Raw genomic sequence first — 26,314 nt, 5'->3', positions numbered from 1 at the left:
GATTTCGAATTTGGCTGACGCTCTAGTTTGACTAATTGCGTCACGCCTTAGATTCGGCCGACGCCTGCGGGGGAATCAGTATGAGCGACCTCGATCCCGGATCTGCATCACGCTCCGGTCGTCGCGTCCCAAAGCCAAGAACTAACGGTACGTCAGAGCCGGATTCCCGGCCGGAATTGCTACTCGCCTTGCAGGCCATGCGTAGCGGCGATTTCTCGGTGCGTATGAGCGGCGATTATCTCGGTATCGACGGCAAGATCGCCGACACTTTTAATGAAATCATCGCCGCCAACCAGCGCATGGCGCAGCAGCTCGAGCTGGTCGGCCAGGTGGTCGGACGCGAGGGCAAGACCCGGCAGCGTGTGAAGTTCGGCCTCGCCTCCGGCTCCTGGGCCGACATGGAAGGCTCCGTCAACACGCTGATCGACGATTTGTTGTGGCCGACGCGCGAGGTGACCCGCGCGGTCGCGGCGGTGGCGCAAGGCGACCTGCTCCAGACCGTCAAGCTCGACGTCGACGGCCGTCCGCTGCGCGGTGAATTCCTGCAGTCGGCGAACATCGTCAACACCATGATCAAGCAGCTGGGCGTGTTCACCTCCGAGGTGACGCGCGTGGCGCGCGAGGTCGGCACCGAAGGCAAGCTCGGCGGCCAGGCCCAGGTGCCCGAGGTGACCGGCGTCTGGAAAGATCTGACCGAGAGCGTCAACTCGATGGCGAACAACCTGACCAACCAGGTTCGCAACATCGCCGAGGTCACGATCGCGGTCGCCAACGGCGACTTGTCCAAGAAGATCACCGTCGACGTCCGCGGCGAGATCCTTCAGCTCAAGGAAGCCATCAACACGATGGTGGACCAGCTCCGCTCCTTCGCCTCCGAAGTGACGCGCGTGGCGCGCGAGGTCGGCACCGACGGCAAGCTCGGCGGCCAGGCGATCGTGCCCGGCGTCGCCGGCACCTGGAAGGATCTCACCGACTCCGTCAACGCGATGTGCGGCAACCTGACTGCACAGGTCCGCAACATCGCCAACGTCACCACCGCCGTGGCGCGCGGCGACTTGTCCCGCAAGATCACGGTGGACGTGCGCGGCGAAATCCTGGAGCTGAAGGACACCATCAACACCATGGTGGACCAGCTCAACTCCTTCGCCTCCGAAGTGACGCGCGTCGCACGCGAGGTCGGCACCGAAGGCAAGCTCGGCGGCCAGGCCCAGGTGCCCGGCGTGGCCGGCACCTGGAAGGACCTCACCGACAACGTCAACTTCATGGCGTCGAACCTGACCGCGCAGGTCCGCAACATCGCCGACGTCGCCACCGCCATCGCCGGCGGCGACCTCTCCAAGAAAATCACCGTGAACGTGTCGGGCGAGATTCTTCAGCTGAAGGAAACGCTCAACACCATGGTCGACCAGCTCAACGCCTTCGCCGGCGAAGTCACGCGCGTCGCGCGCGAGGTCGGCACCGAGGGGCGTCTCGGCGGTCAGGCCAACGTGCTCGGCGTCGCCGGCACCTGGAAGGACCTTACCGAGAGCGTCAACTCGATGGCGTCGAACCTGACCGCACAGGTCCGCAACATCGCCGAGGTGACGACCGCGGTCGCGGGCGGCGACTTGTCGAAGAAGATCACCGTGGACGTCCGCGGCGAGATCCTCGAGCTGAAAGATACCATCAACACCATGGTGGACCAGCTCAACGCCTTCGCCGGCGAAGTCACGCGCGTCGCGCGCGAAGTCGGCACCGAAGGCAAGCTCGGCGGCCAGGCCCAGGTGCGCGGCGTCGCCGGCACCTGGAAGGACCTCACCGACAGCGTCAACTCGATGGCCTCGAACCTGACGGGTCAGGTCCGCAACATCGCCGAAGTCGCCACCGCCGTGGCCAAGGGCGATCTGTCGAAGAAAATCACCGTGAACGTGTCGGGCGAAATCCTTCAGCTGAAGGAAACGCTCAACACCATGGTCGACCAGCTCAACGCCTTCGCCGGCGAAGTCACGCGCGTTGCGCGCGAGGTCGGCACCGAGGGCAAGCTCGGCGGCCAGGCCGAGGTGCCCGGCGTCGCCGGCACCTGGAAGGACCTCACCGACAGCGTCAACTCGATGGCCGGTAACCTCACCGCCCAGGTCCGCAACATCGCCGAGGTCGCAACTGCGATTGCCGGCGGCGACCTGTCGCGCAAGATCACGGTGGACGTGCGCGGCGAGATCCTTCAGCTCAAGGACACGCTGAATACGATGGTCGACCAGCTCAACCGCTTCGCGGGTGAGGTGACGCGCGTGGCGCGCGAGGTCGGCACCGAGGGTCGTCTCGGCGGCCAGGCCAACGTGCCCGGCGTCGCCGGCACCTGGAAGGATCTCACCGACAGCGTGAACTCGATGGCGGGCAACCTCACCGCCCAGGTCCGCAACATCGCCGAAGTCACCACGGCCGTGGCGCGCGGCGACCTCTCGCGCAAGATCACCGTGGACGTGCGCGGCGAAATCCTCGAGCTGAAAAACACCATCAACACCATGGTGGACCAGCTCAATGGCTTTGCCGGCGAAGTGACGCGCGTCGCGCGCGAGGTCGGCACCGAAGGCAAGCTCGGCGGCCAGGCCGAAGTGCCCGGCGTCGCCGGCACCTGGAAGGACCTCACCGACAACGTCAACTTCATGGCCTCGAACCTGACGGCCCAGGTCCGCAACATCGCCGAGGTCGCGACCGCGATCGCCGGCGGCGACCTGTCGAAGAAGATCACGGTGGACGTGCGCGGCGAGATCCTGCTGCTCAAGGACACCCTGAACACCATGGTCGAGCAGCTCCGCTCCTTCGCCGCCGAAGTGACGCGCGTGGCGCGCGAGGTCGGCACCGAGGGCCGGCTCGGCGGTCAGGCCGTCGTGCCCGGCGTCGGCGGCACCTGGAAGGACCTCACCGACAACGTCAACCTGCTGGCCGCGAACCTCACCACGCAGGTCCGCAACATCGCCGAAGTGACCACCGCCGTGGCTCGCGGCGACTTGTCGCGCAAGATCACCGTCGACGTGAAGGGGGAAATCCTCGAGCTGAAGAACACCATCAACACCATGGTGGACCAGCTCAACGCCTTCGCCGGCGAAGTGACGCGCGTCGCGCGCGAGGTCGGCACCGAAGGCGAGCTTGGCGGCCAGGCCCAGGTGCCCGGCGTCGCCGGCACCTGGAAGGACCTCACCGACACCGTGAACTTCATGGCGGCCAACCTGACCGAACAGGTCCGCGGCATCGTCAAGGTCGTGACCGCCGTCGCCAACGGCGACCTGAAGCAGAACCTCACCGTGAAATCGAAGGGCGAGGTCGCAGCACTCGCCGACACCATCAACAACATGACCGAAACGCTCGCGACCTTCGCCGACCAGGTGACGTCGGTGGCGCGCGAGGTCGGCGTCGAGGGCCGGCTCGGCGGCCAGGCCGACGTGCCCGGCGCCGCCGGCACCTGGAAGGACCTCACCGGTAACGTCAACCTCCTGGCGGCCAACCTCACCTCTCAGGTGCGCGCGATCGCGGAGGTGGCGACCGCGGTGACCAAGGGCGACCTGACGCGGTCGATCCAGGTCGACGCCCGCGGCGAAGTCGCGGAATTGAAGGACAACATCAACACGATGATCACGAACCTCCGTCTCACGACGGACGTGAACACCGAGCAGGACTGGCTCAAGACCAACCTCGCGAAATTCACCAACATGCTTCAGGGCCAGCGCGACCTCGCCACCGTCGGCCGGCTGCTGCTGACCGAACTGTCGCCGCTGGTGAATGCCCATACCGGCGTGATCTACCAGGTCGAGAACGAGGACAATCCACAGCTCCTGCTGCTCGCCTCCTACGCCGGCGACGGCGTCTACCCCTACCAGCGCGTACTGCCGTTCGGCGACGGCCTGATTGGCCAATGCGCGCTCGACCGGCGGCCGCGCGTGGTCGCGGATATTCCCTCCGACGTGGTGCCGATCAACTCGGCGCTGTTCCGCGTGGCCCCGAAGAACCTCGTGGTGCTGCCGGTGCTGTTCGAGGGCCAGGTCAAGGCTGTGATCGAGCTCGCCTCGCTGACCTCGTTCACGACCTCGCAGATGACCTTCCTGGAGCAGCTCACCGACTCCATCGGCATCGTGCTCAACTCGATCGAGGCGACGATGCAGACCGAAGGCCTGCTCAAGCAGTCGCAGCAGCTGGCCGGCGAGCTTCAGACCCAGCAGCGCGAATTGCAGCAGACCAACGATCAGCTCGAACAGAAGGCGCAGCAGCTCGCCGAGCGCAACGTCGAGGTCGAGCGCAAGAACCAGGAAATCGAGCAGGCCCGCCGTGCGCTCGAGGAGAAGGCGACGGAGCTCGCGCTCACCTCGAAGTACAAGTCCGAATTCCTCGCCAATATGAGCCACGAGCTGCGCACGCCGCTGAACTCGATCCTGATCCTGGGGCAGCAGCTCACCGACAATCCGGACGGCAACCTCTCGGCCAAGCAGGTCGAATTCGCCCGCACCATCCACGGCGCCGGCACCGACCTGCTCAACCTCATCAGCGACATTCTCGATCTCTCCAAGATCGAGTCCGGTACGGTGACGGTGGACGCCGAGGAAATCCTGACTGCGAATCTGCTCGAAACCGTCGGGCGGCCGTTCCGGCACGAGGCGGAGAACCGCAACTTGTCGTTCAAGATCGACGTCGACCCGAACCTCGCGCGCAGCATCGTCACCGACTCCAAGCGCCTGCAACAGGTCCTGAAGAACCTGCTCTCCAACGCCTTCAAGTTCACCGCCGAAGGCGAAGTGCGCCTGAAGGTCGGCGGCGCGCTCGGCGGCTGGGGAACGGATCACCCGGTGCTGAACTCCGCGCCGGCCGTGATCGCGTTCGAGGTGTCCGATACCGGCATCGGCATTCCCCTGGAGAAGCAGAAGCTGATCTTCGAGGCGTTCCAGCAGGCAGACGCCGGCACCAGCCGCAAATATGGCGGCACCGGCCTTGGCCTCGCCATCAGCCGCGAGCTCGCCAGCCTGCTCGGCGGCGAAATCCATCTGCGCAGCGCACCGGGCAAGGGCTCGTCCTTCATCCTTTACCTGCCGTTGAAATATTCCGGCCCGACACTTGCGCCGCGCGCCACGCCACAGCAATACAGCCAGCCACCTGCGCTGCAACCGACGGCGCCCGAGCAGCAGCGCGTCATCGAGCAGCTTCCCGACGACCGTCTCAACCTCGAACCCGGCGACAGCATCCTCCTGATCGTCGAGGACGACCCGCATTACGCACGCGTGCTGGTCGATCTCGCGCGCGACAAGGGTTTCAAGGTGCTGGTCGCGGCTCGCGGTGCCGAGGCGCTGGAACTTGCCAAGCAATACCAGCCGAGAGCGGTCTCGCTGGACGTGTTCCTGCCGGACATGCTCGGCTGGACGGTGCTGAGCCAGCTCAAGCACAATCCGCTGACGCGCCACATCCCCGTGCAGATCATCACGCTCGACGAGGACCGCCAGCATGCGCTGGCGCGCGGCGCGTTCTCCTTCGTCAACAAGCCGACGACGACCGAGGGGGTCTCGGCCGCGCTGGCGCAGATCAAGGAATATGCGCGGCCGCGGCGCAAGCGGCTCCTGATCGTCGAGGACAACGAGGCCGAGCGGCTCTCGATCCGCGAGCTCCTGCATCACGACGACATCGAGATCGTGACGACCGACACCGGCGCCGGCGCACTCTCGACGCTGCGCGAAGCGCCCTGCGATTGCGTGGTGCTGGACCTGCGCCTGCCCGACATGAGCGGTTTCGAGGTGCTGGACCAGATCCGCCACGACGAAGCACTTTCGAACATTCCGGTGGTGGTGTTCACCGGCCGCGAGCTCTCGGCGGAGGAAGATGCCGAGCTCCACACCATGGCGCGCAGCATCGTGGTCAAGGGGGTGGAATCGCCCGAGCGCCTGCTCGACGAGACCGCATTGTTCCTGCACCGCGTGATCACGGAACTGCCGGTCGAGAAGCAGCGCATGCTGGAGAAACTGAACAGTTCCGACGAGGACCTGATCGGCAAGACCGCGCTGCTCGTCGACGACGACGCCCGGAACATCTTCGCGCTGTCGAGCGTGCTGGAACGGCGCGGCATGAAGGTGCTGACGGCGACGACCGGCCGCGAGGCGGTGACGCTGGTCGAGTCCAATCCGGAAATCGCCATCGTGCTGATGGACATCATGATGCCCCAGATGGATGGCTATCAGACCATCGGCGTGATCCGCGAAAATCCGGCCTTCGCGCGCCTGCCGATCATCGCGTTGACCGCCAAGGCAATGAAGGGCGACCGCGAGAAATGCCTGGAAGCCGGCGCGTCCGACTACCTCGCCAAGCCCGTCAACACCGATCAATTGCTGCTTGCGATCCGCATGTGGCTGCACCGCTGAGCTGGACGCGCGAATGGACCACGAAAAGGTCAACATCCTCCTCGTCGACGACCAGCCGGCCAAGCTGCTCGCCTACGAGGTGATCTTGAAGGAACTGGGCGAGAACCTCGTGATCGCCTCATCCGGCCGCGAGGCGCTGGAGGTGCTGCTCAAGACCGAGATCGCGGTGATCCTGGTCGACGTCTGCATGCCCGAGCTCGACGGCTTCGAACTCGCGGCGATGATCAGGGAGCATCCGCGCTTCCAGAAGACGGCGATGATCTTCATCTCGGCCATTCAAGTGAGCGACATCGACCGGTTGCGCGGCTATGAGATGGGCGCGGTCGACTATGTTCCGGTGCCGGTCGTGCCAGAGGTGCTGCGCGCCAAGGTCAAGGTGTTTGCCGAGCTGTACCGGAAGACCCGCGAGCTCGAACGGCTGAACCAGGATCTCGAAGACCGGGTCCGTGCACGCACCGCGGAATTGGAGAACTCCACGGCAAAGCTGCGCGAGAGCGAAGAGCGTCGCAGTATGGCGATCGCCGCCGGCAAGATGGGATCATGGGACTGGGACTGGGTCAGCGGCGACTGGATGTGGGACGAGGGGCAGTATCGCATCTTTGGCGTGAGCCCGGAGAGCTTCGAGGTCAATCCGGCCAACGTTCAGGCACTGTTGCATCCCGATGACGTCGACCAACTGCGCAAGGCGATCGCCGAATTCAGCAAGGGCACACGCGCCTATGAGACGGAATTCCGCATTGTGCGGCCCGACGGCGATGTGCGCTGGTGTGTCGGCACGGCTGCCGCCACCGCCGACAATAGCGGCCGCGTGGTGCGCGTGAGCGGTGTCACCGTGGACATCACCGAGCGCAAGCGAGCCGAGGAGCGGCAAAATCTGCTGGCGCGGGAGGTCGATCATCGCGCCAAGAATGCGCTGGCGCTGGCGCAATCGATCGTGCGGCTCACCCGTGCCGACGAGGTCAAGGCCTATGTCAACGCCGTCGAGGGGCGCATCAACGCGCTGGCGCGCGTGCATACGATCCTGTCGCTGTCGAGCTGGCAGGGTGCCGAGCTCTCGAAGCTGATCGAGGAGGAGCTCGCGCCCTACTCGCTCGGCGGCCAGATCAAGCTGGCGGGGCCCGAGGTTCAGTTGCTGCCGGCAACCGCCCAGACGCTTGCTCTCGCGCTGCACGAGCTTTTCACCAACTCGGCCAAGTATGGCGCGCTCTCGACGCGGTCGGGCCGGCTCATGATCGGCTGGCAGGTCGAGGAGGACCACCTCGCACTGATCTGGGAGGAATCCGGCGGTCCGCTGGTGAGGACGCCGAAATCTCGCGGCTTCGGCACGCGGAGCCTGCTTGCGAGCGTCGAGTCCCAGCTCGGCGGAAAGGCGCAATTCGATTGGCGCGCCGAGGGTCTGTTGTGCCGCCTGGAAGTGCCGTTGACCCGGAAGACCCCGACCGCGGCCGCGCATGGCAAGTTCGACGCCACCACCGTCCTCGCGCTCCAGCGCGCGTCGGGTTAACCCGACGCGGCGACCTTCATGCGCCGCACCGGCCGAGGTTCATGGCCGATGCGCCCTTCGAGCCAGGCTTCCGTTTGCGCGAGATCGCGTAACGCCATCGCATAGCGGCGGGCCGCGCTTCGCTCGGCACCGCGCGGCAGCTTGCGCGCCTTGCGCAGCATATCGGCGGCCGCGTTTCGATAGGCCAGTGAGCGATAGAGAAAGACAACCTTACCCATATCGAATGTTCCCGTGTTGACGGCTTCCATGGTCGCAAGGTCGGCATGAACGTCGGATGAAGCCCGACGTGACAAATCGTTCATGCCGATGGAACCCGAAATCGCCGGCTGCGTTGCACGGATGAACGAGGTCGGTTCCATGCGTGCGAGAAAGTCGCCGAAAAAGTCGCCAAGTCTGATCTCTCCTACCGGCATCATCACGATCATGACGCATGCGATGATGGGCGCGGCGCTCGGCCTCGCCTTCGGTCTCGCGCTCATTCTATCCAACCCGCCGGTCGCAAATTTGCTGAAACACGGCGGAGATTCGGCCGCTGCCGTTTTCGTCGTCACGTTAGTGACGACATTCGCAATCGGCGCGATGCTCACAGGCATCGTGTTCATCATCGCCGAGGACAAGGAATCTTGAACCGCGCGTGAAACCTGGGAGTTGCTTTGTCGGGAACTCCGCGGGGGGATGGCAGTTGGCTGCCTGCGTCATTTTAACTCAGGGAGTTCCCGCGCATGAAGACGACCAAGCTCGCCCTCGCCATGATGTTGGCAACCGGCCTCGCCGCCGCCCCGTTCGCCGCGCAGGCGAAGTCGCACAAGGCGAAACATGAATCCTCGACGTCGTCCTCGCAGACGACGGGCGCCAACACGAAATCCAAGAGCGCCGATCCCTCCGGTCAGGGCGGCTCCGGTCCCGGCTCCGACCAGGGCGGCACCATGACGAACAACAAGGGCACGACCAACGCCAAGTAGGCTCGCCGCCGTTCATCGAAGGCCCCGCGATCGCGGGGCCTTCTTGCTTTGGTGTTCGGTGCAATCCTTCTCACGCCATCGTCCGCGCACGCCTTAGCTGCGCCGGATGTCGGCGATGTTCAGGCCACTGCCCGCGGAGTTCGTCTTCACGAGATGATCGAGCTGCGCCCGCTTGCGTGCGATCAGAAGCTGGGCCGCAGCATCGTCGAGACCCTCGCGCTGCAATTGCCGGATCGCGGACCCCAGTTCGAGGATCTCGGCGCGCAGTCTCAAGATCCGGTACGTGTCCGGGTCTTCCTCCATGGCGCGCTCCCAAAATGTCTCAGCGGCGCGCGATTGCGCGCACGGGACCCGCGGCTTTCTTGAGGGAACGAAGACGTACACGATCGCGAACATCCGGCAGGACATCGCCACCGCCAGCCGCCTTCCATTCGCCGATCAGCAGATTGATTTTCCGGCGCAGATCCATCTGCGCCAGGGCCTTTTCTGAGCAGTCGCGATCGCGGTCGACGAGACCGCGCACGGTCGCCTCGACATCGGCCATTTCCAGCCTCAAGGCGCTGATCTTACGTCGAATTTCATTAATTCTGTTGTCCATGGCTTGTTAGAACAAAATAAGAACATATAGTCAAGTCACATTTCAGAACGGAGAAGCCAGATGCAGGTTCAAGGTAAATACGACGCCAGGGTTTTCCTCGCGGAGCAGATGACGAGGTCACAGGGCCTGAGGTTGAAGCGGCTCAGCGAGGAGGCCTATCAGCCCGCGCAATATGATCGCGATCTGTCCTTCACTGAAGCTGCGCGCCGCATCCAGGTGCTCGAGGCGGAGATCGAACTGGCGAACTCCTTCTAGCCAGGCTGCATTGCGCATCCGGAACGTTGCGGGCGCGCTTTCGGAACCATGCTTATGCCGAATGGGTTTTCTCCCGGCCAAGGGAGAATCCGAATGGCACGGAAGGCAAAGAAACGCCGCTACTCGCGCAGCGCCGGCAGCGACGTCGAAAGCGAAATGCGGCGCTACAAGAAGGGCACGGCAAAGAGCGGCCCCGGTGGTCGCGGCGGACGTGTGAAGAGCCGCAAGCAGGCGATCGCAATCGGCCTGTCGAAGGCGCGCAAGAAAGGCAAGAAGGTCCCGAAGAAGGCCTCGAAGCGGAAGGCATCCAAGAAAAAGACGAGCAAGAAAACGTCCAAACGCAAATCCGTCAAGCGATAGCGGCAATCGGCGCTAGATCATGCTGCCCGGCATGAAGCAGCGGATCGAGATGCCAAACGCGGTCTTCACCGGCCACACCATGGTGCGGCCGGCGCGGTTCGGCTCGGTGATGACGGCTTCATCGGGCACATCGACCCACTGCCCATCGAGGCGCACGCGATAGTGCCCGTCATGCGACTCCCAATCCGGATCGGAGACGGCAAATCCGTCGGCGTCCGAGCAGCACGGGCCGAGATGGCTGCGCAGGCTGTCGAACCAGGGCTTGAGCGGCGAATTGGCGTAGCGGCCGTCATCGCGCCCCAGGGCACTTCCAGCCGACAGCACGAGCGGCGCCACGAGCAGCGCAAGTCTCAGCGAGAGCTTCAATCGATCCATGTTGGCACCGATCAAATACGAACCGCCGGTTCCACAAGACGGCCGGACGTCCGAAGTTCCACTCTTGCAATCGCCTGGGCGCCTTCATTGCCGCCAAGGCGACACGCGATTTCGAACTCTGACGAGCGAACGCGGCTTTTTCGGACGAACCTGTCACCAATGCTGCCGTTGACGAGAATGTTATCGGCGGCCTGTGGGTATCTCGGATGCCAACGAGAAAAGGCGGCCCGAAGGCCGCCTTTTTGGATTTGCGCTGGAAGAACTCGACTTACGCGAGTGGCACCGCGACAAACCGGGTCGCGTCCGCACTTTTGACCTGCAACAGCACGCTGGTCTTGCCGGACGATTTGGCCTGCGCCAGCTCGGAGCGGACGTCGCCGACATTGGCGACGGGCTTGCCGCCGACATTGAGGATGACATCGCCGGTCTGAATGCCGCGCTGCGCCGCCGGCCCTCGCGGATCGACCTCGGTGACGACGACGCCCTTCTGGCCGGCGCCCTGCACGTCGCCGGCCGGCGCCAGGCTGAGCCCGAGGCGCGGCGTCCCGTTGCCCGGCTGCGCCTTGCCCTCGTCGGCTTTTCCGCTTCCTTGGGCCTGCCGCTCGTTCGGCAGTTCGCCGAGCGCGAGGGTCACCGTCTTGCTCGCACCCTTGTGGAAGACGTCGAGCTTCACGGACGTACCGGGCGCCAGCGTGGCGATGGTGCGGGCGAGATCGCGGGAGTCCTTGATCGCGGTACCGTTGACGGCGGTGATGACGTCGCCCGCCTCGATGCCGGCCTTTGCCGCCGGGCTATTGTCCTGCGGATTGTCGACGATCGCGCCGCGCGCCTCCTTCAGGCCGAGGCTGTCGGCGATCTCTGACGTCACCGGCTGCACCTGCACGCCGAGCCAGCCGCGGGTGACCGCACCCTTGTCCTTCAACTGCGCGACGACGAGCTTTGCGGTCGTGGCCGGAATGTCGAAGCCGATGCCGACCGAGCCGCCCGACGGCGAGAAGATCGCGGTGTTCACGCCGATCACGTTGCCGTTCATGTCGAAGGCCGGGCCGCCGGAATTGCCCTTGTTGATGGGCGCGTCGATCTGGATGAAGTCGTCATAGGGCCCGTTGCCGATGTCGCGGCCGCTGGCCGAGACGATGCCGGCGGTCACGGTGCCGCCGAGGCCGAAGGGATTGCCGACCGCGACCACCCAGTCGCCGATCCGCGGCTTCTGGTCGGAGAACTTGACGAAGGGAAAATCCTTCTTGCCATCGACCTTGATCAGCGCGAGATCGGTTTTCGGATCGGTGCCGACCACCTTCGCGGTGTAGCTCGTTCCGTCATCCATGGTGACCTGCACGGACTCGGCGTGGTCGACGACGTGGTTGTTGGTCACGGCATAGCCGTCGGCTGAGATGAAGAAACCGGAGCCTTCGCCCGTGACCATCTGGTGACGCTGGCGCGGCATGCCGTTCATGCCCCCCTGGCCGCGGAAGCCGAACTGCCGCGAAAACTGGTCGAACGGGGAGTCCTCGTCCGAATCCATCCGGTTCTGTTGCAGCATCGCGCTCTTGTCGTTGTCCTGGTCGATCTTGACCCGCACCGAGATGACGGCAGGCTTGACCCTGGCGACGAGGTCGCCGAAGCCCGGCGGAGTCGCAGCGCTTTCCGCGGCCTGGGCCGGCGCAATGAAGGAGGTTACGCCGAGCGGCGAAGCGCCGGGAGAAGCAGCCAGCACGGCCGCGCCAAGCGCGGCCACGGTGCCAAGCAGCGCCAGCCGGCGCGGCTTCAAGATCGTGCGGGACGTGGTGATGTCGGAATTGACGCGGTCATTCATGTCGAAATGTCCATGTTGGGTCAGGTGTCGCCTTGCACGCAACATGGCCGCTCGCACCTTACGGTGTCCCGTCCACGCGATTAAATCTTGGCAAAGGTGGTGTGGTCGGCGGCACGGACGGAAATCACGGCTGCACATTTGATGCAGCTCAACGCTGCGCCCCCGCGCGGTGAAAGACTGCGACCACCGAACGATGTCCATCGGAGGCGCACCATGTACAAGGATATTCTCGTCCACATCCCGACCGAGCGCCCGATGCGTCCCGTGATCGACGGCTCGGTCTCGCTCGCAGCGCATTTCAACGCCCATCTCGACGCGGCCGCGGTCGGCTATGTCGCAGCCGGTGCAGCTTATGTCATGGACGGCGGGGCCGCCCTGGCGGCCGTGTTCGAACTGGAACGGGAGCGCGCAGTTGAGCGGGCCGAGACTGCGCTCGCGGTGTTCGGAAGCGAGGCGGCGAACGCCGGCATTTCCTACACATGCCACCCGCTCGGCGCGATCCCGGTGGATGCGGCCAGGTCACTCGGCGAGATGGCGCGGCTGCACGACCTCAGCATCGTGCTTCAGCCGGATCCGGCGCAAAGCTCGTTCGACAACGAGGTGCCCGGCGAGATCCTGTTCCAGGCGGGCGGCCCGGTGCTGTTCCTGCCGTACACTTTCCGAGGAGCCTTCAAGGCGAGGCGGATCGGCATCTGCTGGGACGGCAGCCGGCTCGCCGCCCGCGCGATGCGCGACGCGGCACCGTTCCTGGCGCGCGCCGAAGAGATCGTGATCATCACGATCAACGAAGCCGACGTGGTGCCCGGCGAAGTGTCGGCAAGCAATCTGGCAAGACATCTCGGCCGGCGCGGGCTCTCGACCCGCACGGTCGGCCTGTCAGCCACCCGCTCCGAGATCCAGCCGACCATCCTGTCGCTGGCGGCCTACGAGAGCCTCGATCTCCTGGTAATGGGCGGCTACGGCCATTCGCGATTGCAGGAGCGCGTCCTCGGCGGCGTCACCCGCGCCATGCTGGAAGCCATGACGGTGCCGACGCTGATGTCGCATTGATCGAAGCTGGCCCTGGCCCTCTCACGCCGCAGCGGGGGTCTCCCATCCAGCGGTCGCGGTGGCGTTCTCGTCGCGTTGCACATTGCACGCATCGAAATGCGCCTTGAGCGCGAGCTCGGCGAGATATTCGAAATGTTCGGCCTGGCCGAGGAGTTCCCAGTTCTGGAGCGGCCGGTAGGCCGCCTGCTGGCGACAGAGGGACGCCAGCGCACGGTAGCGACGTACGTTCTCCATGAGAATCTCCCTCTCGGTCACACCCGGCTTATTTCTCCGGTTTGCGTCAGGGGCATTGCACTTGTGCGAAACTTTTTCTGCGCAATGCCAGTCGGTCTCGGGAATGTTAACGTGTGCTGCAACGCGGCCGCTTTGCTTTGGCGCAAACTTTACAAATGTTTGGCGATGGATCTCAGCAGCGTACGGCTCAACGCAGAACCAGCCACAAAGTTACGGCATGTGTGAGGCAAAGCACAGCCCCACGTCCTTATCGCGCGTATAAATTTTTGCGTATGGCCGCAAACAAGGTAACGGCGGTACACCACGGCTACGCTATCAACGCAGCCTGCGACTTTGGAGCCGTGCGGGCATGGAACCGGCGGCTCATTTCGTTTCTGGCGGCGATGGCTAGGCGTAGAGGCGGCGCTCCACGGTCACGCCGACCAGGTCGAGATAGCGCTCGATCAGGTCGGGTCTGCCGACGAGATAGCCCTGCATCTGCTCGCAGGCCTCGTGCGCCAGGAAGGCACGCTGCGCCTCCGTCTCCACCCCTTCAGCGATGACCGGGATATTCAGCGCGTGCGCGAGGCTGAGGACGGCGCGGACGATCTCGGCCGATTGCGGCGTCGCCTCGAGGTTGGAGATGAAGCTGCGATCGATCTTGATCTTGTCGAACGGAAACGACTGGAGATAGGACAGCGAGGAGTAGCCGGTGCCGAAATCGTCCATCGCTATGCGGATGCCGAGTGCCTTCAGCCGCCGCAGCAGATTGAGCGCGCGGGTAAAATCGCCGATCAGCACGACCTCTGTGATCTCGACCTCGAGCCGCGTCGGCGTAAGCCTCGTCTCCAGCAGAACCTGGTGGATCGAGCGTTCGAGGTCGCCGGCCTGGAACTGGACCGGCGACAAGTTGACCGCGACCTGCAGCGGCCGCGGCCAGGATGCCGCCTCGCGGCATGCTTCGCGCAGAACCCATTCGCCGATCTGGATGATCAGCCCGTTCTCCTCGGCGAGTGGAATGAACTGGTCCGGCGGCACGAAGCCCCGCGTCGGGTGATTCCAGCGCAGCAGCGCCTCGAAGCCGATGACCTCGCCCTCCATCCGCGCCTGCGGCTGGAAGTAGAGGAGGAACTGGTTCTGCTCCAGCGCCTGTCGCAGATCGTGCTGCAACAGCCTGCGATCACGCAGCTCCTGGTCCGTCTCGGATTCGAAGAAGCAGACCCGGGCCCTGCCCTCGCGCTTGGCGCGATAGAGCGCGGAATCGGCGTTGGCAAGCAGCGTCGCGGGATCCACGCCGTCATCGGGGTAGACGGCGATGCCGACGCTGACGCCCACCTGGGAGAGATAGTCGTCGACCTCGAGCTCCTTGCGGATCACCTCGACCAGGCGCTCGGCCAGCGTCAGGACGTCCTCGCGGCGCGCGTTGTCGGGCATCAGGATCATGAACTCGTCGCCGCCAATGCGGGCGACGAAGGCGCCGTCGGCTTCCGCGGCAAGACGATCCGCCGCTGCCCGCATCAGCATGTCGCCGACGGGGTGGCCTAACACTTCGTTGACCTCCTTGAAGCGGTCGAGATCGAGGCTGAGCACTGCAAAGCCGGTCGATGCCTCCTGCGCCCGCTCCAGCCGCTCGTCCAGCTCCACGTTGAAGGCGCTCCGGTTCGGCAGGTCGGTCAAGGCATCATGATGGGCAAGATGACTGATGCGCTCATGGTTCGTGACGCGTTCGGTGACATCCTCGATCACGCCGACCAGATATTGCGGATCGCCGGCGCCGTCCCTGATCAGCATCTTGCGCGAATTGACGACGCGATCGTGGCCCTTGACGCCGACCTCGAGCAGGTGTTCCTCGAGGAACATCGGCATTCCACTGGCGACGACCCTGCGGTCCTGCTCGTTGACCACGTGGGCAACGTCTGCCGGAAAAATCTCCTCGGGAGTCCTGCCCAGCATCTGTTCGCGGGGCAGGCCGTAATAGTCCTCGCCGGCGCGGTTGAGCAGAATGTAGCGGGAATCCTTCGCGCACTTTGCGAACACGGCAATCGGGATATTCTCGACGATCGTATCGAGGAACTCGCGGGTCCGAAGCAAGTCCTCTTCGACCTGATCGTGCGTCTGGGCGCGCGCGTCGGCCATCCGCTGGCGATCGCGGTCGCTTGCCTCGTAGGCCGCGCTGACGAGTTCGCCCAACTTGTCGAGATCGACCTGTCCGGTCACTTCGGTGGCACAGCGAAGCTGCTCAGCGAACAAGCGATGCATGCTCATGCCACCCCAACTGGCCGAGTGCAGGCCTCATGCCCGCAGATATCTCGCGTTCCTGAACCGCAGATTGAGACTCTTAGCATTGCGCGGGCGTTAATCGAGCGTTCGCCTCGGACGCGGTGGTTACCCCGGCCTGAAGGAATCCGATCGCCTTGTGAGGCAAGTTCCGTGGAACCCCGGAGCAAAGTGGCACGCGTTGGCACAAGCGACACCTGGAGTGCACGGCTCCCGTAGTCTACCGGAGACGCGCGCTTTCGCCGATACGCAGCGGCTGCGCGGAATTATCCTGCGCTTGTGGAACCCGGCCGGCCTCGGCGGCGATGCGAATAGCTGCAATATTGCCGGCATAGTCGGCGCTGCTCTTGCCGCGGAACACCGCGGAACCCGCCACGAGCGTATCGGCACCCGCGGCGGCCACGGCAGCAGCGTTGTCGCGCGTGACGCCGCCATCGACCTCGAGCCGGATCGGCCGGTCGCCGATCATGGTTCGAATGCGCCTGATCTTGTCGAGCTGGGATTCGAGGAAGGACTGGCCACCGAAGCCCGGATTGACCGTCATCACCAGCACCAGATCGACGCGATCGAGCACGTATTCGATCGCGCCTTCCGATGTCGCCGGGCACAGGCTGACACCGGCCTTTTTCCCGAGCGCGCGGATCGCCTGCAGCGTGCGGTCGAGATGCTGGCCCGCTTCGGCATGAACGGTGATGACATCGGCCCCGGCCTTCGCGAACGCCTCGAGATAAGGGTCGACCGGCGCGATCATGAGATGCACGTCGAAGATCTTCTTCGTCACCGGCCGGATCGCCTTGATGACATCGGCGCCGAAGCTGATGTTCGGGACGAAATGTCCGTCCATGACGTCGCAATGGATCCAGTCGGCGCCGGCCGCGTCGATGGCTGCGATCTCCTCACCGAGACGGGCGAAGTCTGCGGCCAGGATCGAGGGCGCGATAAGGATCTCGCTGGTCATGGCTTTGCACTCCGCACGTCGGCCCCGCCGCTGAAGACGCGGCTTGCCAGCACGTCCACGGGATCGATGGTTTCGAGATCGACAATTTCGAGCATCCGGTCGAGATCGGACACCAGGCGATCGGCCTGCCGCAAGCGGATGCGGTCGACGGCATTGCGGATCGAGCGCGCGTTGGAGAAGAACGGCTGGGTCCGGCGCAGCGCGATGTACTTCTCGAACGCCTCGCGCGCGGCCGCCGAGAAGCGATAGCCGCGCTCCTTCAGCATCAGCTCGGCAATGACGAGCAGCTCCGCTTCCGCATAGTCCGGAAATTCGATGTGGTGGGCGATGCGCGAACGGAAGCCGGGATTGGAGGCGAAGAAGCTGGTCATTCGCTCGCCGTAGCCGGCAAGGATCACGACGAGATCCTCGCGCTGGTTCTCCATCACCTGAAGCAGGATCTCGATCGCCTCCTGGCCGTAGTCGCGCTCATTGTCCGGCCGGTGCAGATAATAGGCCTCGTCGATGAACAGCACGCCGCCCATCGCCTTCTTCAAGATCTCCTTCGTCTTCGGCGCGGTGTGGCCGATATACTGGCCGACGAGGTCGTCACGCGTCACGGAGATCACCTGACCGCGCCGCACGAAACCGAGCCCGTGCAGGATCTTCGCCATGCGCAGCGCCACGGTGGTCTTGCCGGTGCCGGGATTGCCCGTGAACGACATGTGCAGCGTCGGCGGCGCGGAGGCGAGGCCCGCACGTTGCCGGATGCGCTCGATCAGCAGGAGCGAGGCAATCTGGCGTACGCGATTCTTGACCGGCCGGAGGCCAACCAGCTCCTGCTCGAGCTGCTGCAGCGTATCCGTGATCCCGGCCGCTTCGGCTTCCTTGCGGAGATCGAAATTGGTCGCGCCGCCTTCGGCGGTCGTCGCATGGGGCACGTCAAGCATCGGCACCTCGAAGAAAAAAGCTTCGCCGCGGGGGGAAGCGGCGAAGCAGTGGTCCGCCAAGGATACGGAGCAGGGAGAGCTCCGCGCGGAAGCGGATGACTAGGACACGTGTGCAGGCGTCTTTCGCACGGTGGTGTAGCGGATCGCGCGCCCCCCCACTTCCTGGCGCACCAGTTCGAATTCCGCTTCCTGCGGCGGCCGGTTGACGAGGAACGAGATTCGCACCGACTCCCAGCCATGGCTGGAATCGAAGCCGCTGATACGGATGTATCGGTCGCCGTACACCCTGCGGCATTGGGCGAGCTCCATCATCACGCCGGCGGCGTCCTGGAGGTCGAACATCGGCAGGCCCCACATCTCCCAATAGGTGTTGCGGGGGTGCGGATCGTCGGTGAACTCGATATTCACCGCCCAGCCGTTTGAGAGGCAATACTGCACCTGCTTGGCGATCTGATCGTCGGTGAGGTCGGGCAGGAACGAAAAGCAGCCCTGGGTGAGTTTCATGTTGCGTCTCCTCAAACGGTTTCGAGCGCAGTCGGCACGAAGTCCGGCGTGTCGGTGGATTGATAGTTGAAGGTGACGTCCTTCCAGACTTCGAGCGCCGCCTTCAGCGGCGTGCAAGTCTCGGCCGCCCTGGCCAGAATCTCCGGCCCTTCATGGACGTAGTCGCGGCCCTCGTTGCGGGCGAGGATCATCGCCTCCAGCGCCACGCGGTTGGCGATCGCGCCCGCCGCGATGCCCATGGGATGGCCGATCGTGCCGCCGCCGAATTGCAGCACGACGTCTTCGCCCAGGAGATCGAGCAGCTGGTGCATCTGGCCGGCATGGATGCCGCCGGAGGCCACCGGCATCATCTTGTTCAGGCTCGCCCAGGACTGGTCGAAGAACAAGCCATGCTCGAGCTTGGTCGGGTTGAAATCCTCGCGGCAGACATCGTAATAGCCGCGCGTGGTGTTCGGATCGCCTTCGAGCTTGCCGACCACCGTGCCGGCATGGATGTGATCGACGCCGGCAAGCCGCATCCATTTGGCGATGACGCGGAACGACACGCCGTGGCTCTTCTGCCGCGTATAGGTCGAGTGACCGGCGCGGTGCAGATGCAGGATCATGTCGTTGCGCCGGGCCCATTTGGCCATGGACTGGATCGCGGTGTAGCCGATCACGAGGTCGATCATGACGATGCACGATCCGAGCTCCTTGGCGAATTCCGCGCGCTCGTACATGTCCTCCATCGTTCCCGCGGTGATGTTCAGGTAGGTGCCTTTCACCTCGCCGGAAGCGGCCTGCGCACGGTTCACCGCCTCCATGCAGTAGAGGAAGCGATCGCGCCAATGCATGAAGGGCTGCGAGTTGATGTTCTCGTCGTCCTTGGTGAAGTCGAGCCCGCCCTTCAACGCCTCGTAGACCACGCGGCCGTAATTGCGCCCCGAAAGCCCGAGCTTCGGCTTCACGGTTGCGCCCAGCAGCGGCCGGCCGAACTTGTCGAGCCGCTCGCGCTCGACCACGATGCCGGTCGCCGGCCCCTGGAACGTCTTCACATAGGCGACGGGGAAACGCATGTCCTCGAGCCGCAGCGCCTTCAGCGGCTTGAAGCCGAACACGTTGCCGATGATCGAGGCCGAGAGGTTGGCGATCGAGCCCGGCTCGAACAGGTCGAGATCGTAGGCGATGTAGGCGAAATACGAGCCCGGCGTGCCCGGCACCGGATCGACGCGATAGCATTTCGCGCGATATTTTTCGGCGGCCGTCAGCCGGTCAGTCCACACCACCGTCCAGGTCGCGGTCGAAGACTCGCCGGCAACCGCAGCGGACGCCTCGATCGGATCGACGCCTTCCTGCGGCGTGACGCGGAACAGCGCGATGACGTCGGTGTCCTTTGGCGTGTAGTCGGGCTCCCAATAGCCCATGCGCTTGTATTCCATGACGCCCGAGCGATAGCGCTCCTTGCCGCGAACCGTGCCGGTATGTGCGTTCATGACTCTCTCCTGTTCTTCTCTCTCTGAATGACTAGGCGGCGACCGACTCTCGGGCGTCGACGCGCGGATCGAGCTCGCCGGCGCGATAGCGCCGCGCCATCTCGCTCAAGGGAACGACCTTGATCCTGCTGGCGTGGCCCGCGGTGCCGAACTGCTCGAAGCGCTCACGGCAGAGCTCGCGCATCGCGTCCATCGCCGGCTTGAGGAATTTGCGCGGATCGAACTCATGGCGGCTCTGCGCCGCGACCTTGCGGAACACGGCAGTCATCGCCAGGCGGCAGTCGGTGTCGATATTGACCTTGCGCACGCCGCTCTTGATGCCGCGCACGATCTCTTCCACCGGCACGCCCCAGGTCTGCGGCATCTCGCCGCCGAACTGGTTGAACATGTCCTGGAGCGGCTGCGGCACCGAGGATGAGCCGTGCATGACGAGATGCGTGTTCGGCAGCCGGCGGTGGATCTCCTCGACCACCCGCATCGCCAGGATATCGCCATCGGGCTTGCGGCTGAACTTGTAGGCGCCGTGCGAGGTGCCCATCGCAATGGCCAGCGCATCGACTTTCGTCGCGCGGACGAAATCGACGGCCTGGTCGGGATCGGTCAGCAGCTGGTCGTGGCTGACCTTGCCCTCGACGCCATGACCGTCCTCCTGCTCGCCGCCGCCATGTTCGAGCGAGCCGAGCACGCCGAGCTCGCCTTCGACCGAGGCGCCGACCCAATGGGCGAGATCGACGACGCGGCGGGTGATCGCCACGTTGTAGTCGTAGTCGGCCGCGGTCTTGGCGTCGGCCTTCAGCGAGCCGTCCATCATCACCGAGGTGAAGCCGTGCGCGATGGCGGACGCGCAGGTCGCCTCGTCATTGCCGTGGTCCTGGTGCATGCAGAGCGGGATGTCGGGATAGGTCCGCTCCAGCGCGTCGATCATGTGGGAGAGCATGAGATCGCCGGCGTAGCTGCGCGCGCCGCGCGAGGCCTGGATGATCACCGGCGCATCGACCTCGGCGGCCGCCTGCATGATCGCGATCCCCTGCTCCATGTTGTTGATGTTGAACGCCGGCACCGCGTAGCCGTGGCTGGCGGCGTGATCGAGCAGTTGGCGAAGGGTGATACGGGCCAAGGGTCGTCCTCCTTATTGGCTTTTGCGGGCGATCGCCCGGCGGGCGGCTGCCGCAATGTTTTGCGGCGTGATGCCGAATTCGCGGTACAGCACCGGTGCCGGCGCCGAAGCGCCGAAGCCGCGCATGCCGACGAATTCACCGTCGGCACCGATCCAGCGCGGCCAATCGCCGGGCACGGCCGCCTCGATCCCGACGCGCGGCGCGGTGCCGAGCACGGCGGTGCGGTAATCCTCCGGCTGCTCCTCGAAGAGCGCGAAGCAGGGCGCCGAGACGACGGCCGCGCGGATGTGCTCGGTCGCGAGCAGGCGGGCGGCTTCCAGTGCGATCGAGACTTCCGAGCCGGTCGCCATCAGCGTCACATCGCGGCCGCCATCCGGCGAGACCACGAGATAGGCACCGCGCGCGACACGGTTTCTGCCGCGCGCATCACTGCGGAACGTCGGCAAGGCCTGCCGCGACAGGCAGAGCACGGAGGGACGATGCTCCGCCGCAAGGGCGCAGTCCCAGGCCTCCAGCGTCTCCACCGCGTCGGCGGGACGGAACACCAGGAGGTTCGGGATCACGCGCAACGCGGCGAGATGCTCGACCGGCTGGTGCGTCGGGCCGTCCTCTCCGAGACCGATGGAGTCGTGCGTCATCACGTGGATGACGCGCAGCCGCATCAAGGCCGCAAGGCGGATCGCCGGCCGGCTGTAGTCGGAGAACGCGAGGAACGTGCCGCCATAGGGAATGAAGCCGCCGTGCAGCGCGAGGCCGTTCATCGCGGCGGCCATACCGTGCTCGCGAATGCCGTAGTGGATGTAGTCGCCGGCGAACGCCCCACTCTTGACGGGAGCTTGCGCCTTGGCATGGGTCAGATTCGAATGCGTCAGGTCCGCAGAGCCGCCGACGAGGCCCGGAATTGTCCCGGCGATGCCGTCGAGCACCTGTTGCGAGGCCTGCCGCGTCGCGAGCTTCGGCCGCTCGCTCGCAAAGCGCTCGCGCAATTTCGCCGCCGCCAGCGCATAGGCGGCCGGCAGGGCGACGACCTTGCCTTCGACGAACAGGTCGCGCTGCTCGGGCGAAGCACTTTCATAGCGATCGAGCCAGGCGAGACGCTCGACCTGTCCCCGCTGCCCGATCATGCGCCACGCCTTGAGGATCGGGATCGGCACCACGAAGGGCTGATAATCCCAGCCGAGCGTCCGGCGCGCCGCAGCGGTCTGCTCGGTGCCGAGCGGCGCGCCATGCGCCTTCTCTGTGCCCTGCCGGTCCGGTGCGCCATAACCGATGACGGTGCGGCAGGCGATCAGCGACGGCCTTGTGGTCTCGCGCTCTTCGGCGATCGCCTGCGCAACTGCTTCGGGATCGTGCCCATCGACGCGGCGCACCGACCAGCCGGAGGCTGCGAAGCGCGCGAGCTGGTCGTCCGATGTCGCAAGCGACGTCGGTCCGTCGATGGAGATGCCGTTGTCGTCGAACAGCACGATCAGGCGGCCGAGCTGGAGATGGCCGGCGAGCGAGATCGCCTCCTGGCTGATGCCTTCCATCAGGCAGCCGTCGCCCGCGATGACATACGTGAAGTGGTCGACGAGCCCATCGCCATGCCGCGCATTGGCCATGCGCTCGGCGAGCGCCATGCCGACGGCCGTGGCAATCCCCTGCCCCAGCGGCCCCGTCGTGGTCTCGACCCCTGGCGTATGGCCGTATTCGGGATGGCCCGGTGTCTTCGAGCCCCATTGCCGGAAGGCCTTGATGTCATCGAGGCTGACGGCGCCGCCGGTGAGATGGAGCAGTGCATAGAGCAGCATCGAGCCGTGGCCCGCGGAGAGCACGAAGCGATCGCGATCCGGCCAGTTCGGGTGCGCCGAGTCGAACTTCAGGAAGCGCGAGAACAGCACGGTCGCGACATCGGCCATGCCCATCGGCAGGCCGGGATGGCCGGACTGCGATGTCTCGATGGCATCGACCGCGAGGAAGCGGACGGCGTTGGCGAGATCGTTATGTGCGACAGCCGTGAGGTCGGCTTCGGCATGGACGGAGATGTTCATCGCATTCTCTCCTTGTTCACTTCAGGTTTCGCTTGCGCTCGATGAGCTGCATGATCAGCGGCGTCAGGATCAGCTGCATCGCGAGGTCCAGCTTGGCGCCGGGGCACACGATCGAATTCGCGCGCGACATCCAGCTGTGGGGCAGCATCGAGAGCAGATACGGGAAGTCGATGCCGCGCGGGTTCTTGAAGCGGATCACGACCATCGATTCGTCCGGCGTCGGGATCCAGCGCGCGATGAACGGATTGGACGTGTCCACCGTGGGCACGCGCTGGAAATTGATGTCGGTCTCGGTGAATTGCGGACAGATGTAGTGGATGTAATCCGGCATCCGCCGCAGGATGGTGTCGGTGACGGCCTCGGTCGAATAGCCCCGCGCGCTGCGGTCGCGGTGCAGCTTCTGGATCCATTCGAGATTGATGACGGGCACGACGCCGATCTTCAGGTCGGCGTAGCGCGCAACGTTGACCTTGTCGGTGACGACGGCGCCGTGCAGGCCTTCGTAAAACAGCAGGTCCGAATTCTCCGGCAGCCGCTCCCATTCCGTGAAGGTGCCGGGAGGCGCGCCGTGCAGCGCGGATTCCTCGGCATCGTGCACATAGTGTCGCGTCACCGCCGTGCCGGTCTCGCCGTAGTCGCGGAAGGCACGCTCCAGCTCCTCGAACAGGTTGGTCTCGGGGCTGAAATGGCTGAAATGCCTGTTGCCGCGCTCGGCCTCCTTCGCCATCTGCGTGCGCATCTCGGCGCGGTCATAGCGATGGAAGGCGTCGCCCTCGATGTAGACGGCGTTGACCTTCTCGCGGAAGAAGATCTGCTCGAACGTCTTCTTGACCGAGGTCGTGCCCGCGCCGGAGGAGCCGGTGATGGAGATGATCGGATGCTTCCTGGACATGTGTCCCCTCCTCACAGCCGGAAGAAGCCGCGCCGCGCGAACAGCGGCGCCGAGACGCTGGCAACCAGCAGCGGATCGCAATGCAACTCTTCGACGCGCCGCACCTCGTTGCTCGAGCCCATGATCAGCGGCACGCGCTGGTGCAGGCTTTGCGCCGACAAATCGAGGATGCGCTCGCGTCCGGTCGAGGCCGAACCGCCGGCCTGCTCGATGATGTAAGCCATCGGATGCGCCTCGTAGGTGAGGCGCAGGCGGCCGTCGCCATAGCCGGGCCGCGCGTCCGAGGGATAGAGGAACACGCCGCCGCGGGTGAGGATGCGATAGGTCTCCGCGACCAGCGAGCCGATCCAGCGCATGTTGAAATCGTGATTGGCGAGGCCTTCGACGCCGGCGAGGCACTCGTCGATGAAGGCGCGCACCGGAGGATCCCAATGCCGGCGGTTGGACGCGTTGATCGCGAACTCCTCGCCCGCCTCGGAGATCTGCACGGCGCTGCGCGCGAGGCGGAAGCAGCCGGATTTGCGATCGAGCGTGAAGATGTCGACGCCGTCGCCGAGCGTCAGCACCAGCGAGGTCTGCGGACCGTAGGTGACGAAGCCCGCCGCGAGCTGCGCCGAGCCGCGCTGATGGAAGGCGAGCGCGAGATCGTCAGGCGCGGGCAGGATCGAGAAGATCGTGCCGACGGTCATGTTGATGTCGATGTTGGAGGAGCCGTCGAGCGGATCGATCGCGACGCAGATCCGGGCCGCGCGGTCGACGATCTGCGGCTCGCGCATCTCCTCGGACGCCAGCGCTGCGATCGGCAGCTTGCCGAGACAGCGGCGCAGGATTGCATCCGCCTGGACGTCGAGATCCCGCTGGACGTCGCCGTCGCTGTTGCGGCCCGTGGTCAGGCCCGAGGCGTCCGCGAGATCGCCGGTGCCGATGAGGTCGGCGATCTCGATCGCCGCCGCCGCGATGGCATCGACTGCGGTCGCCACCGCCAACGCGTGGGGTGCGGTCTCCGAATACCGTTGAAGGTGGTCATCCAGCCTGAGTTGCCCGGTCATCTGCGTCCATCCCCTGGCCGGCGCCGCATCCATTTCCCTCCCCGGTGGAGGCAGGTCGCGGTCGGTCCCGGCATGAGGAGATTGACAGGGGTGGCTTAATAAGGAAAATTTCTATTCATAATGAGCGCTAAAGAATTTTCTTATAATGGCCCTGGCCATGCGGCGGCCCAGCTCCGGCATCTGACGATCCGGCAGCTTCGCTCGCTCGCGGCGCTTTCGGCCAAGGGCAGCGTGACGGCGGCCTCCGGCCATCTCGGCCTGACGCAGCCGGCCGTGACCCAGCAGTTGCGCCAGCTTCAGGACCTCGCCGGCCTGCCTTTGGTGCAGCGGACCGGTGACGGCATGCTGCTGACGGAGGCGGGCAAGGAGGTCCTGGCGCTCGCCGAACGGGTCGAAGCCGCGATCATGGACTGCCAGGGCGCGCTCGACCTGCTCGCCGGGCGGACCGGCGGCACCGTGCATCTCGGCGCGGTCTCGACCGCGAAGTATTTCGTCCCGCATGCGATTGCGGCGTTCACCAAGCGGTACCCGAAGATCGAGATCAGGCTGACCATCGGCAATCGCGAGGAGATCCGCGAGGCCATGCACGGCTACGACCTCGATTTCGCGGTGATGGGTCGGCCACCGGCCGACGTCAGCGTCGACGTCCGTCAGCTCGGGCGCAATCCGCACATCATCGTCGCGCGCAAGGGGCACTGGCTGGAGAAGGATTCCGGCCTCAGCCTGACCGACCTCGTGCACGAGACCTTCCTCACCCGCGAGCCGGGATCGGGCACGCGCACGCTCATGGAGGGCATGTTCCAGAAGTCGGACCTCGAGCCGGTCATCGGCATGGAGATGAGCAGCAACGAGACCATCAAGCAGGCGGTCATCGCCGGGCTCGGCATCGCCTTCATCTCGGCCCACACCGTGGCGCACGAGCTTGCCGAGGGCCGCCTGATCGTGCTCGACGTCGCCGGCCTTCCGATCGTGCGGCAATGGTACGTGATCCGCCGCAGCGACAAGGTGCTGCTGCCGCCGGCGCAGGCGATGTTCGATTTTCTGGGCTCGGAGGGGTCGAACTATCTGCCCGACGTGCCGGAGTTCGGCGAGCGCTAGCCCGCCGATGCTTACCCCATCAGCTTCATCGCAATCGTCGCCGCGAGAATGACGATGATCTGCAGCAGGCGCTCTGTCGTGAAGATGCGGTTGAAGGTGGTCATCGCTCGCCCCCGGCCGACGTGAAGGAGATCCGGGCGACTTGCTATCATACGCAGGCGCCGGGGTAACCCCGTAGTCGCCACGGATTCCGCTCCCGACCAGAACCGGCGATCGCCGATGTTCGCCGCCGATCTCCTTGCGGCGATGGTTAACGATCAGGCCGCCCGCGGAGCGGCGTAATCCATGCGCGTGGCGAAATAGGCTTCCAGCTCCGACAGCGCCCGCGCTTCCCAATCCCTCGCCTGCTCCAGCAGCGACCAGCTCTGGCCCGGGCGGAATGCAGCGGTCTGGCGATAGAGCGATGCGATGCCGCGATAGCGGCGCACGTTCTCCAGGATAGCGTGCCCGTTGACTTGGCCGTTCATGTCCGAAAACTCCCTC

General features: G+C 65.1%; 24 protein-coding genes. 8 read left to right on the top strand and 16 right to left on the bottom strand.

Annotation, left to right across the window (positions count from 1 at the left end; translation table 11 throughout):
* Nucleotides 1–80: 80 nt before the first annotated feature.
* Together XI08_RS34505 and XI08_RS34500 are read left to right on the top strand one after the other, a co-directional pair.
* Nucleotides 81–6,371 carry a HAMP domain-containing protein gene (locus XI08_RS34505; protein WP_271577832.1) on the top strand — a complete coding sequence of 2,097 codons (6,291 nt, stop codon included), beginning with the start codon at nucleotides 81–83 and terminating at the stop codon, nucleotides 6,369–6,371.
* Between the two features lie 13 nt (nucleotides 6,372–6,384).
* Nucleotides 6,385–7,875 carry an HWE histidine kinase domain-containing protein gene (locus XI08_RS34500; RefSeq protein WP_271577831.1) on the top strand — a complete coding sequence of 497 codons (1,491 nt, stop codon included), beginning with the start codon at nucleotides 6,385–6,387 and terminating at the stop codon, nucleotides 7,873–7,875.
* On the opposite strand, the gene XI08_RS34495 is transcribed toward XI08_RS34500, so the two are convergent.
* Nucleotides 7,872–8,300, bottom strand: a complete 429-nt coding sequence (locus XI08_RS34495; protein ID WP_271577830.1) for a hypothetical protein — start codon at nucleotides 8,298–8,300, stop codon at nucleotides 7,872–7,874. The genes XI08_RS34500 and XI08_RS34495 overlap by 4 nt on opposite strands.
* On the opposite strand from XI08_RS34495, the gene XI08_RS34490 reads away from it, so the two are divergent.
* The gene (locus XI08_RS34490) at nucleotides 8,233–8,502 is read left to right on the top strand and encodes a hypothetical protein (protein ID WP_333928863.1); all 270 of its coding nucleotides are present in this window, start codon (nucleotides 8,233–8,235) and stop codon (nucleotides 8,500–8,502) included. The genes XI08_RS34495 and XI08_RS34490 overlap by 68 nt on opposite strands.
* Before the next feature lie 95 nt (nucleotides 8,503–8,597).
* Nucleotides 8,598–8,837 carry a hypothetical protein gene (locus XI08_RS34485; protein ID WP_027546236.1) on the top strand — a complete coding sequence of 80 codons (240 nt, stop codon included), beginning with the start codon at nucleotides 8,598–8,600 and terminating at the stop codon, nucleotides 8,835–8,837.
* 93 nt (nucleotides 8,838–8,930) lie between these two features.
* Here the strand turns inward: XI08_RS34485 and XI08_RS34480 are convergent, their stop codons facing one another.
* Both XI08_RS34480 and XI08_RS34475 read right to left on the bottom strand, forming a co-directional pair.
* Nucleotides 8,931–9,140, bottom strand: coding sequence for a hypothetical protein (locus XI08_RS34480; protein WP_271577829.1), 210 nt, complete (start codon nucleotides 9,138–9,140; stop codon nucleotides 8,931–8,933).
* A gap of 19 nt (nucleotides 9,141–9,159) precedes the next feature.
* A complete protein-coding gene (locus XI08_RS34475) occupies nucleotides 9,160–9,381 on the bottom strand; it encodes a hypothetical protein (protein WP_271577828.1) in 222 nt (73 codons plus the stop codon).
* A gap of 114 nt (nucleotides 9,382–9,495) precedes the next feature.
* Here XI08_RS34475 and XI08_RS34470 point away from each other — a divergent pair, with 114 nt between their 5' ends.
* A complete protein-coding gene (locus XI08_RS34470) occupies nucleotides 9,496–9,690 on the top strand; it encodes a DUF3072 domain-containing protein (RefSeq protein ID WP_027546239.1) in 195 nt (64 codons plus the stop codon).
* Between the two features lie 93 nt (nucleotides 9,691–9,783).
* A complete protein-coding gene (locus XI08_RS34465; RefSeq protein ID WP_271577827.1) occupies nucleotides 9,784–10,050 on the top strand; it encodes a DUF6496 domain-containing protein in 267 nt (88 codons plus the stop codon).
* 12 nt (nucleotides 10,051–10,062) lie between these two features.
* Here the strand turns inward: XI08_RS34465 and XI08_RS34460 are convergent, their stop codons facing one another.
* Together XI08_RS34460 and XI08_RS34455 are read right to left on the bottom strand one after the other, a co-directional pair.
* Nucleotides 10,063–10,425 carry a hypothetical protein gene (locus XI08_RS34460; protein WP_027546241.1) on the bottom strand — a complete coding sequence of 121 codons (363 nt, stop codon included), beginning with the start codon at nucleotides 10,423–10,425 and terminating at the stop codon, nucleotides 10,063–10,065.
* Between the two features lie 268 nt (nucleotides 10,426–10,693).
* A complete protein-coding gene (locus XI08_RS34455; protein ID WP_271577826.1) occupies nucleotides 10,694–12,241 on the bottom strand; it encodes a Do family serine endopeptidase in 1,548 nt (515 codons plus the stop codon).
* A gap of 213 nt (nucleotides 12,242–12,454) precedes the next feature.
* Here XI08_RS34455 and XI08_RS34450 point away from each other — a divergent pair, with 213 nt between their 5' ends.
* Nucleotides 12,455–13,291, top strand: coding sequence for a universal stress protein (locus XI08_RS34450; protein ID WP_271577825.1), 837 nt, complete (start codon nucleotides 12,455–12,457; stop codon nucleotides 13,289–13,291).
* Nucleotides 13,292–13,312: 21 nt separating this feature from the next.
* Here XI08_RS34450 and XI08_RS34445 read toward each other — a convergent pair whose 3' ends face one another.
* The 10 genes from XI08_RS34445 to XI08_RS34400 all read right to left on the bottom strand — a co-directional run bounded on the left by XI08_RS34445 (nucleotide 13,313) and on the right by XI08_RS34400 (nucleotide 24,733).
* A complete protein-coding gene (locus tag XI08_RS34445) occupies nucleotides 13,313–13,525 on the bottom strand; it encodes a hypothetical protein (RefSeq protein WP_027546244.1) in 213 nt (70 codons plus the stop codon).
* Nucleotides 13,526–13,912: 387 nt separating this feature from the next.
* Nucleotides 13,913–15,763 (bottom strand): putative bifunctional diguanylate cyclase/phosphodiesterase, encoded by a 1,851-nt coding sequence (locus XI08_RS34440; RefSeq protein ID WP_271577824.1) that lies wholly within the window; start codon nucleotides 15,761–15,763, stop codon nucleotides 13,913–13,915.
* Nucleotides 15,764–16,001: 238 nt separating this feature from the next.
* A complete protein-coding gene (gene rpe / locus XI08_RS34435) occupies nucleotides 16,002–16,739 on the bottom strand; it encodes a ribulose-phosphate 3-epimerase (protein WP_271577823.1) in 738 nt (245 codons plus the stop codon).
* Nucleotides 16,736–17,668: a CbbX protein gene (cbbX, locus tag XI08_RS34430; protein WP_271577822.1), complete on the bottom strand. Its 933-nt coding sequence runs from the start codon at nucleotides 17,666–17,668 to the stop codon at nucleotides 16,736–16,738. The genes rpe and cbbX overlap by 4 nt, the downstream gene beginning before the upstream one ends.
* A 99-nt stretch (nucleotides 17,669–17,767) precedes the next feature.
* A complete protein-coding gene (locus XI08_RS34425) occupies nucleotides 17,768–18,172 on the bottom strand; it encodes a ribulose bisphosphate carboxylase small subunit (protein ID WP_271577821.1) in 405 nt (134 codons plus the stop codon).
* Nucleotides 18,173–18,183: 11 nt separating this feature from the next.
* Nucleotides 18,184–19,644, bottom strand: a complete 1,461-nt coding sequence (locus XI08_RS34420) for a form I ribulose bisphosphate carboxylase large subunit (protein ID WP_027546249.1) — start codon at nucleotides 19,642–19,644, stop codon at nucleotides 18,184–18,186.
* A 31-nt stretch (nucleotides 19,645–19,675) separates the two neighbouring features.
* A complete protein-coding gene (gene fba, locus XI08_RS34415; RefSeq protein WP_271577820.1) occupies nucleotides 19,676–20,761 on the bottom strand; it encodes a class II fructose-bisphosphate aldolase in 1,086 nt (361 codons plus the stop codon).
* 12 nt (nucleotides 20,762–20,773) lie between these two features.
* Nucleotides 20,774–22,792: a transketolase gene (gene tkt, locus XI08_RS34410; protein ID WP_271577819.1), complete on the bottom strand. Its 2,019-nt coding sequence runs from the start codon at nucleotides 22,790–22,792 to the stop codon at nucleotides 20,774–20,776.
* Nucleotides 22,793–22,808: 16 nt separating this feature from the next.
* Entirely contained in the window at nucleotides 22,809–23,684 is an 876-nt protein-coding gene (locus XI08_RS34405) for a phosphoribulokinase (RefSeq protein WP_027546252.1), read from the bottom strand.
* 11 nt (nucleotides 23,685–23,695) lie between these two features.
* Nucleotides 23,696–24,733, bottom strand: coding sequence for a class 1 fructose-bisphosphatase (locus XI08_RS34400; protein WP_271577818.1), 1,038 nt, complete (start codon nucleotides 24,731–24,733; stop codon nucleotides 23,696–23,698).
* A gap of 120 nt (nucleotides 24,734–24,853) precedes the next feature.
* On the opposite strand from XI08_RS34400, the gene XI08_RS34395 reads away from it, so the two are divergent.
* Nucleotides 24,854–25,831 (top strand): LysR family transcriptional regulator, encoded by a 978-nt coding sequence (locus XI08_RS34395; protein ID WP_271577817.1) that lies wholly within the window; start codon nucleotides 24,854–24,856, stop codon nucleotides 25,829–25,831.
* Between the two features lie 257 nt (nucleotides 25,832–26,088).
* Here the strand turns inward: XI08_RS34395 and XI08_RS34390 are convergent, their stop codons facing one another.
* The gene (locus tag XI08_RS34390) at nucleotides 26,089–26,298 is read right to left on the bottom strand and encodes a hypothetical protein (protein ID WP_271577816.1); all 210 of its coding nucleotides are present in this window, start codon (nucleotides 26,296–26,298) and stop codon (nucleotides 26,089–26,091) included.
* Between the last annotated feature and the right edge of the window lie 16 nt (nucleotides 26,299–26,314).

The organism is Bradyrhizobium sp. CCBAU 11361, assembly GCF_028128935.1.
Lineage (GTDB): Bacteria > Pseudomonadota > Alphaproteobacteria > Rhizobiales > Xanthobacteraceae > Bradyrhizobium > Bradyrhizobium niftali.
The sequence above is the reverse complement of the archived record's forward strand: the minus strand, read 5'-3'. Positions and strand labels throughout refer to the sequence as shown.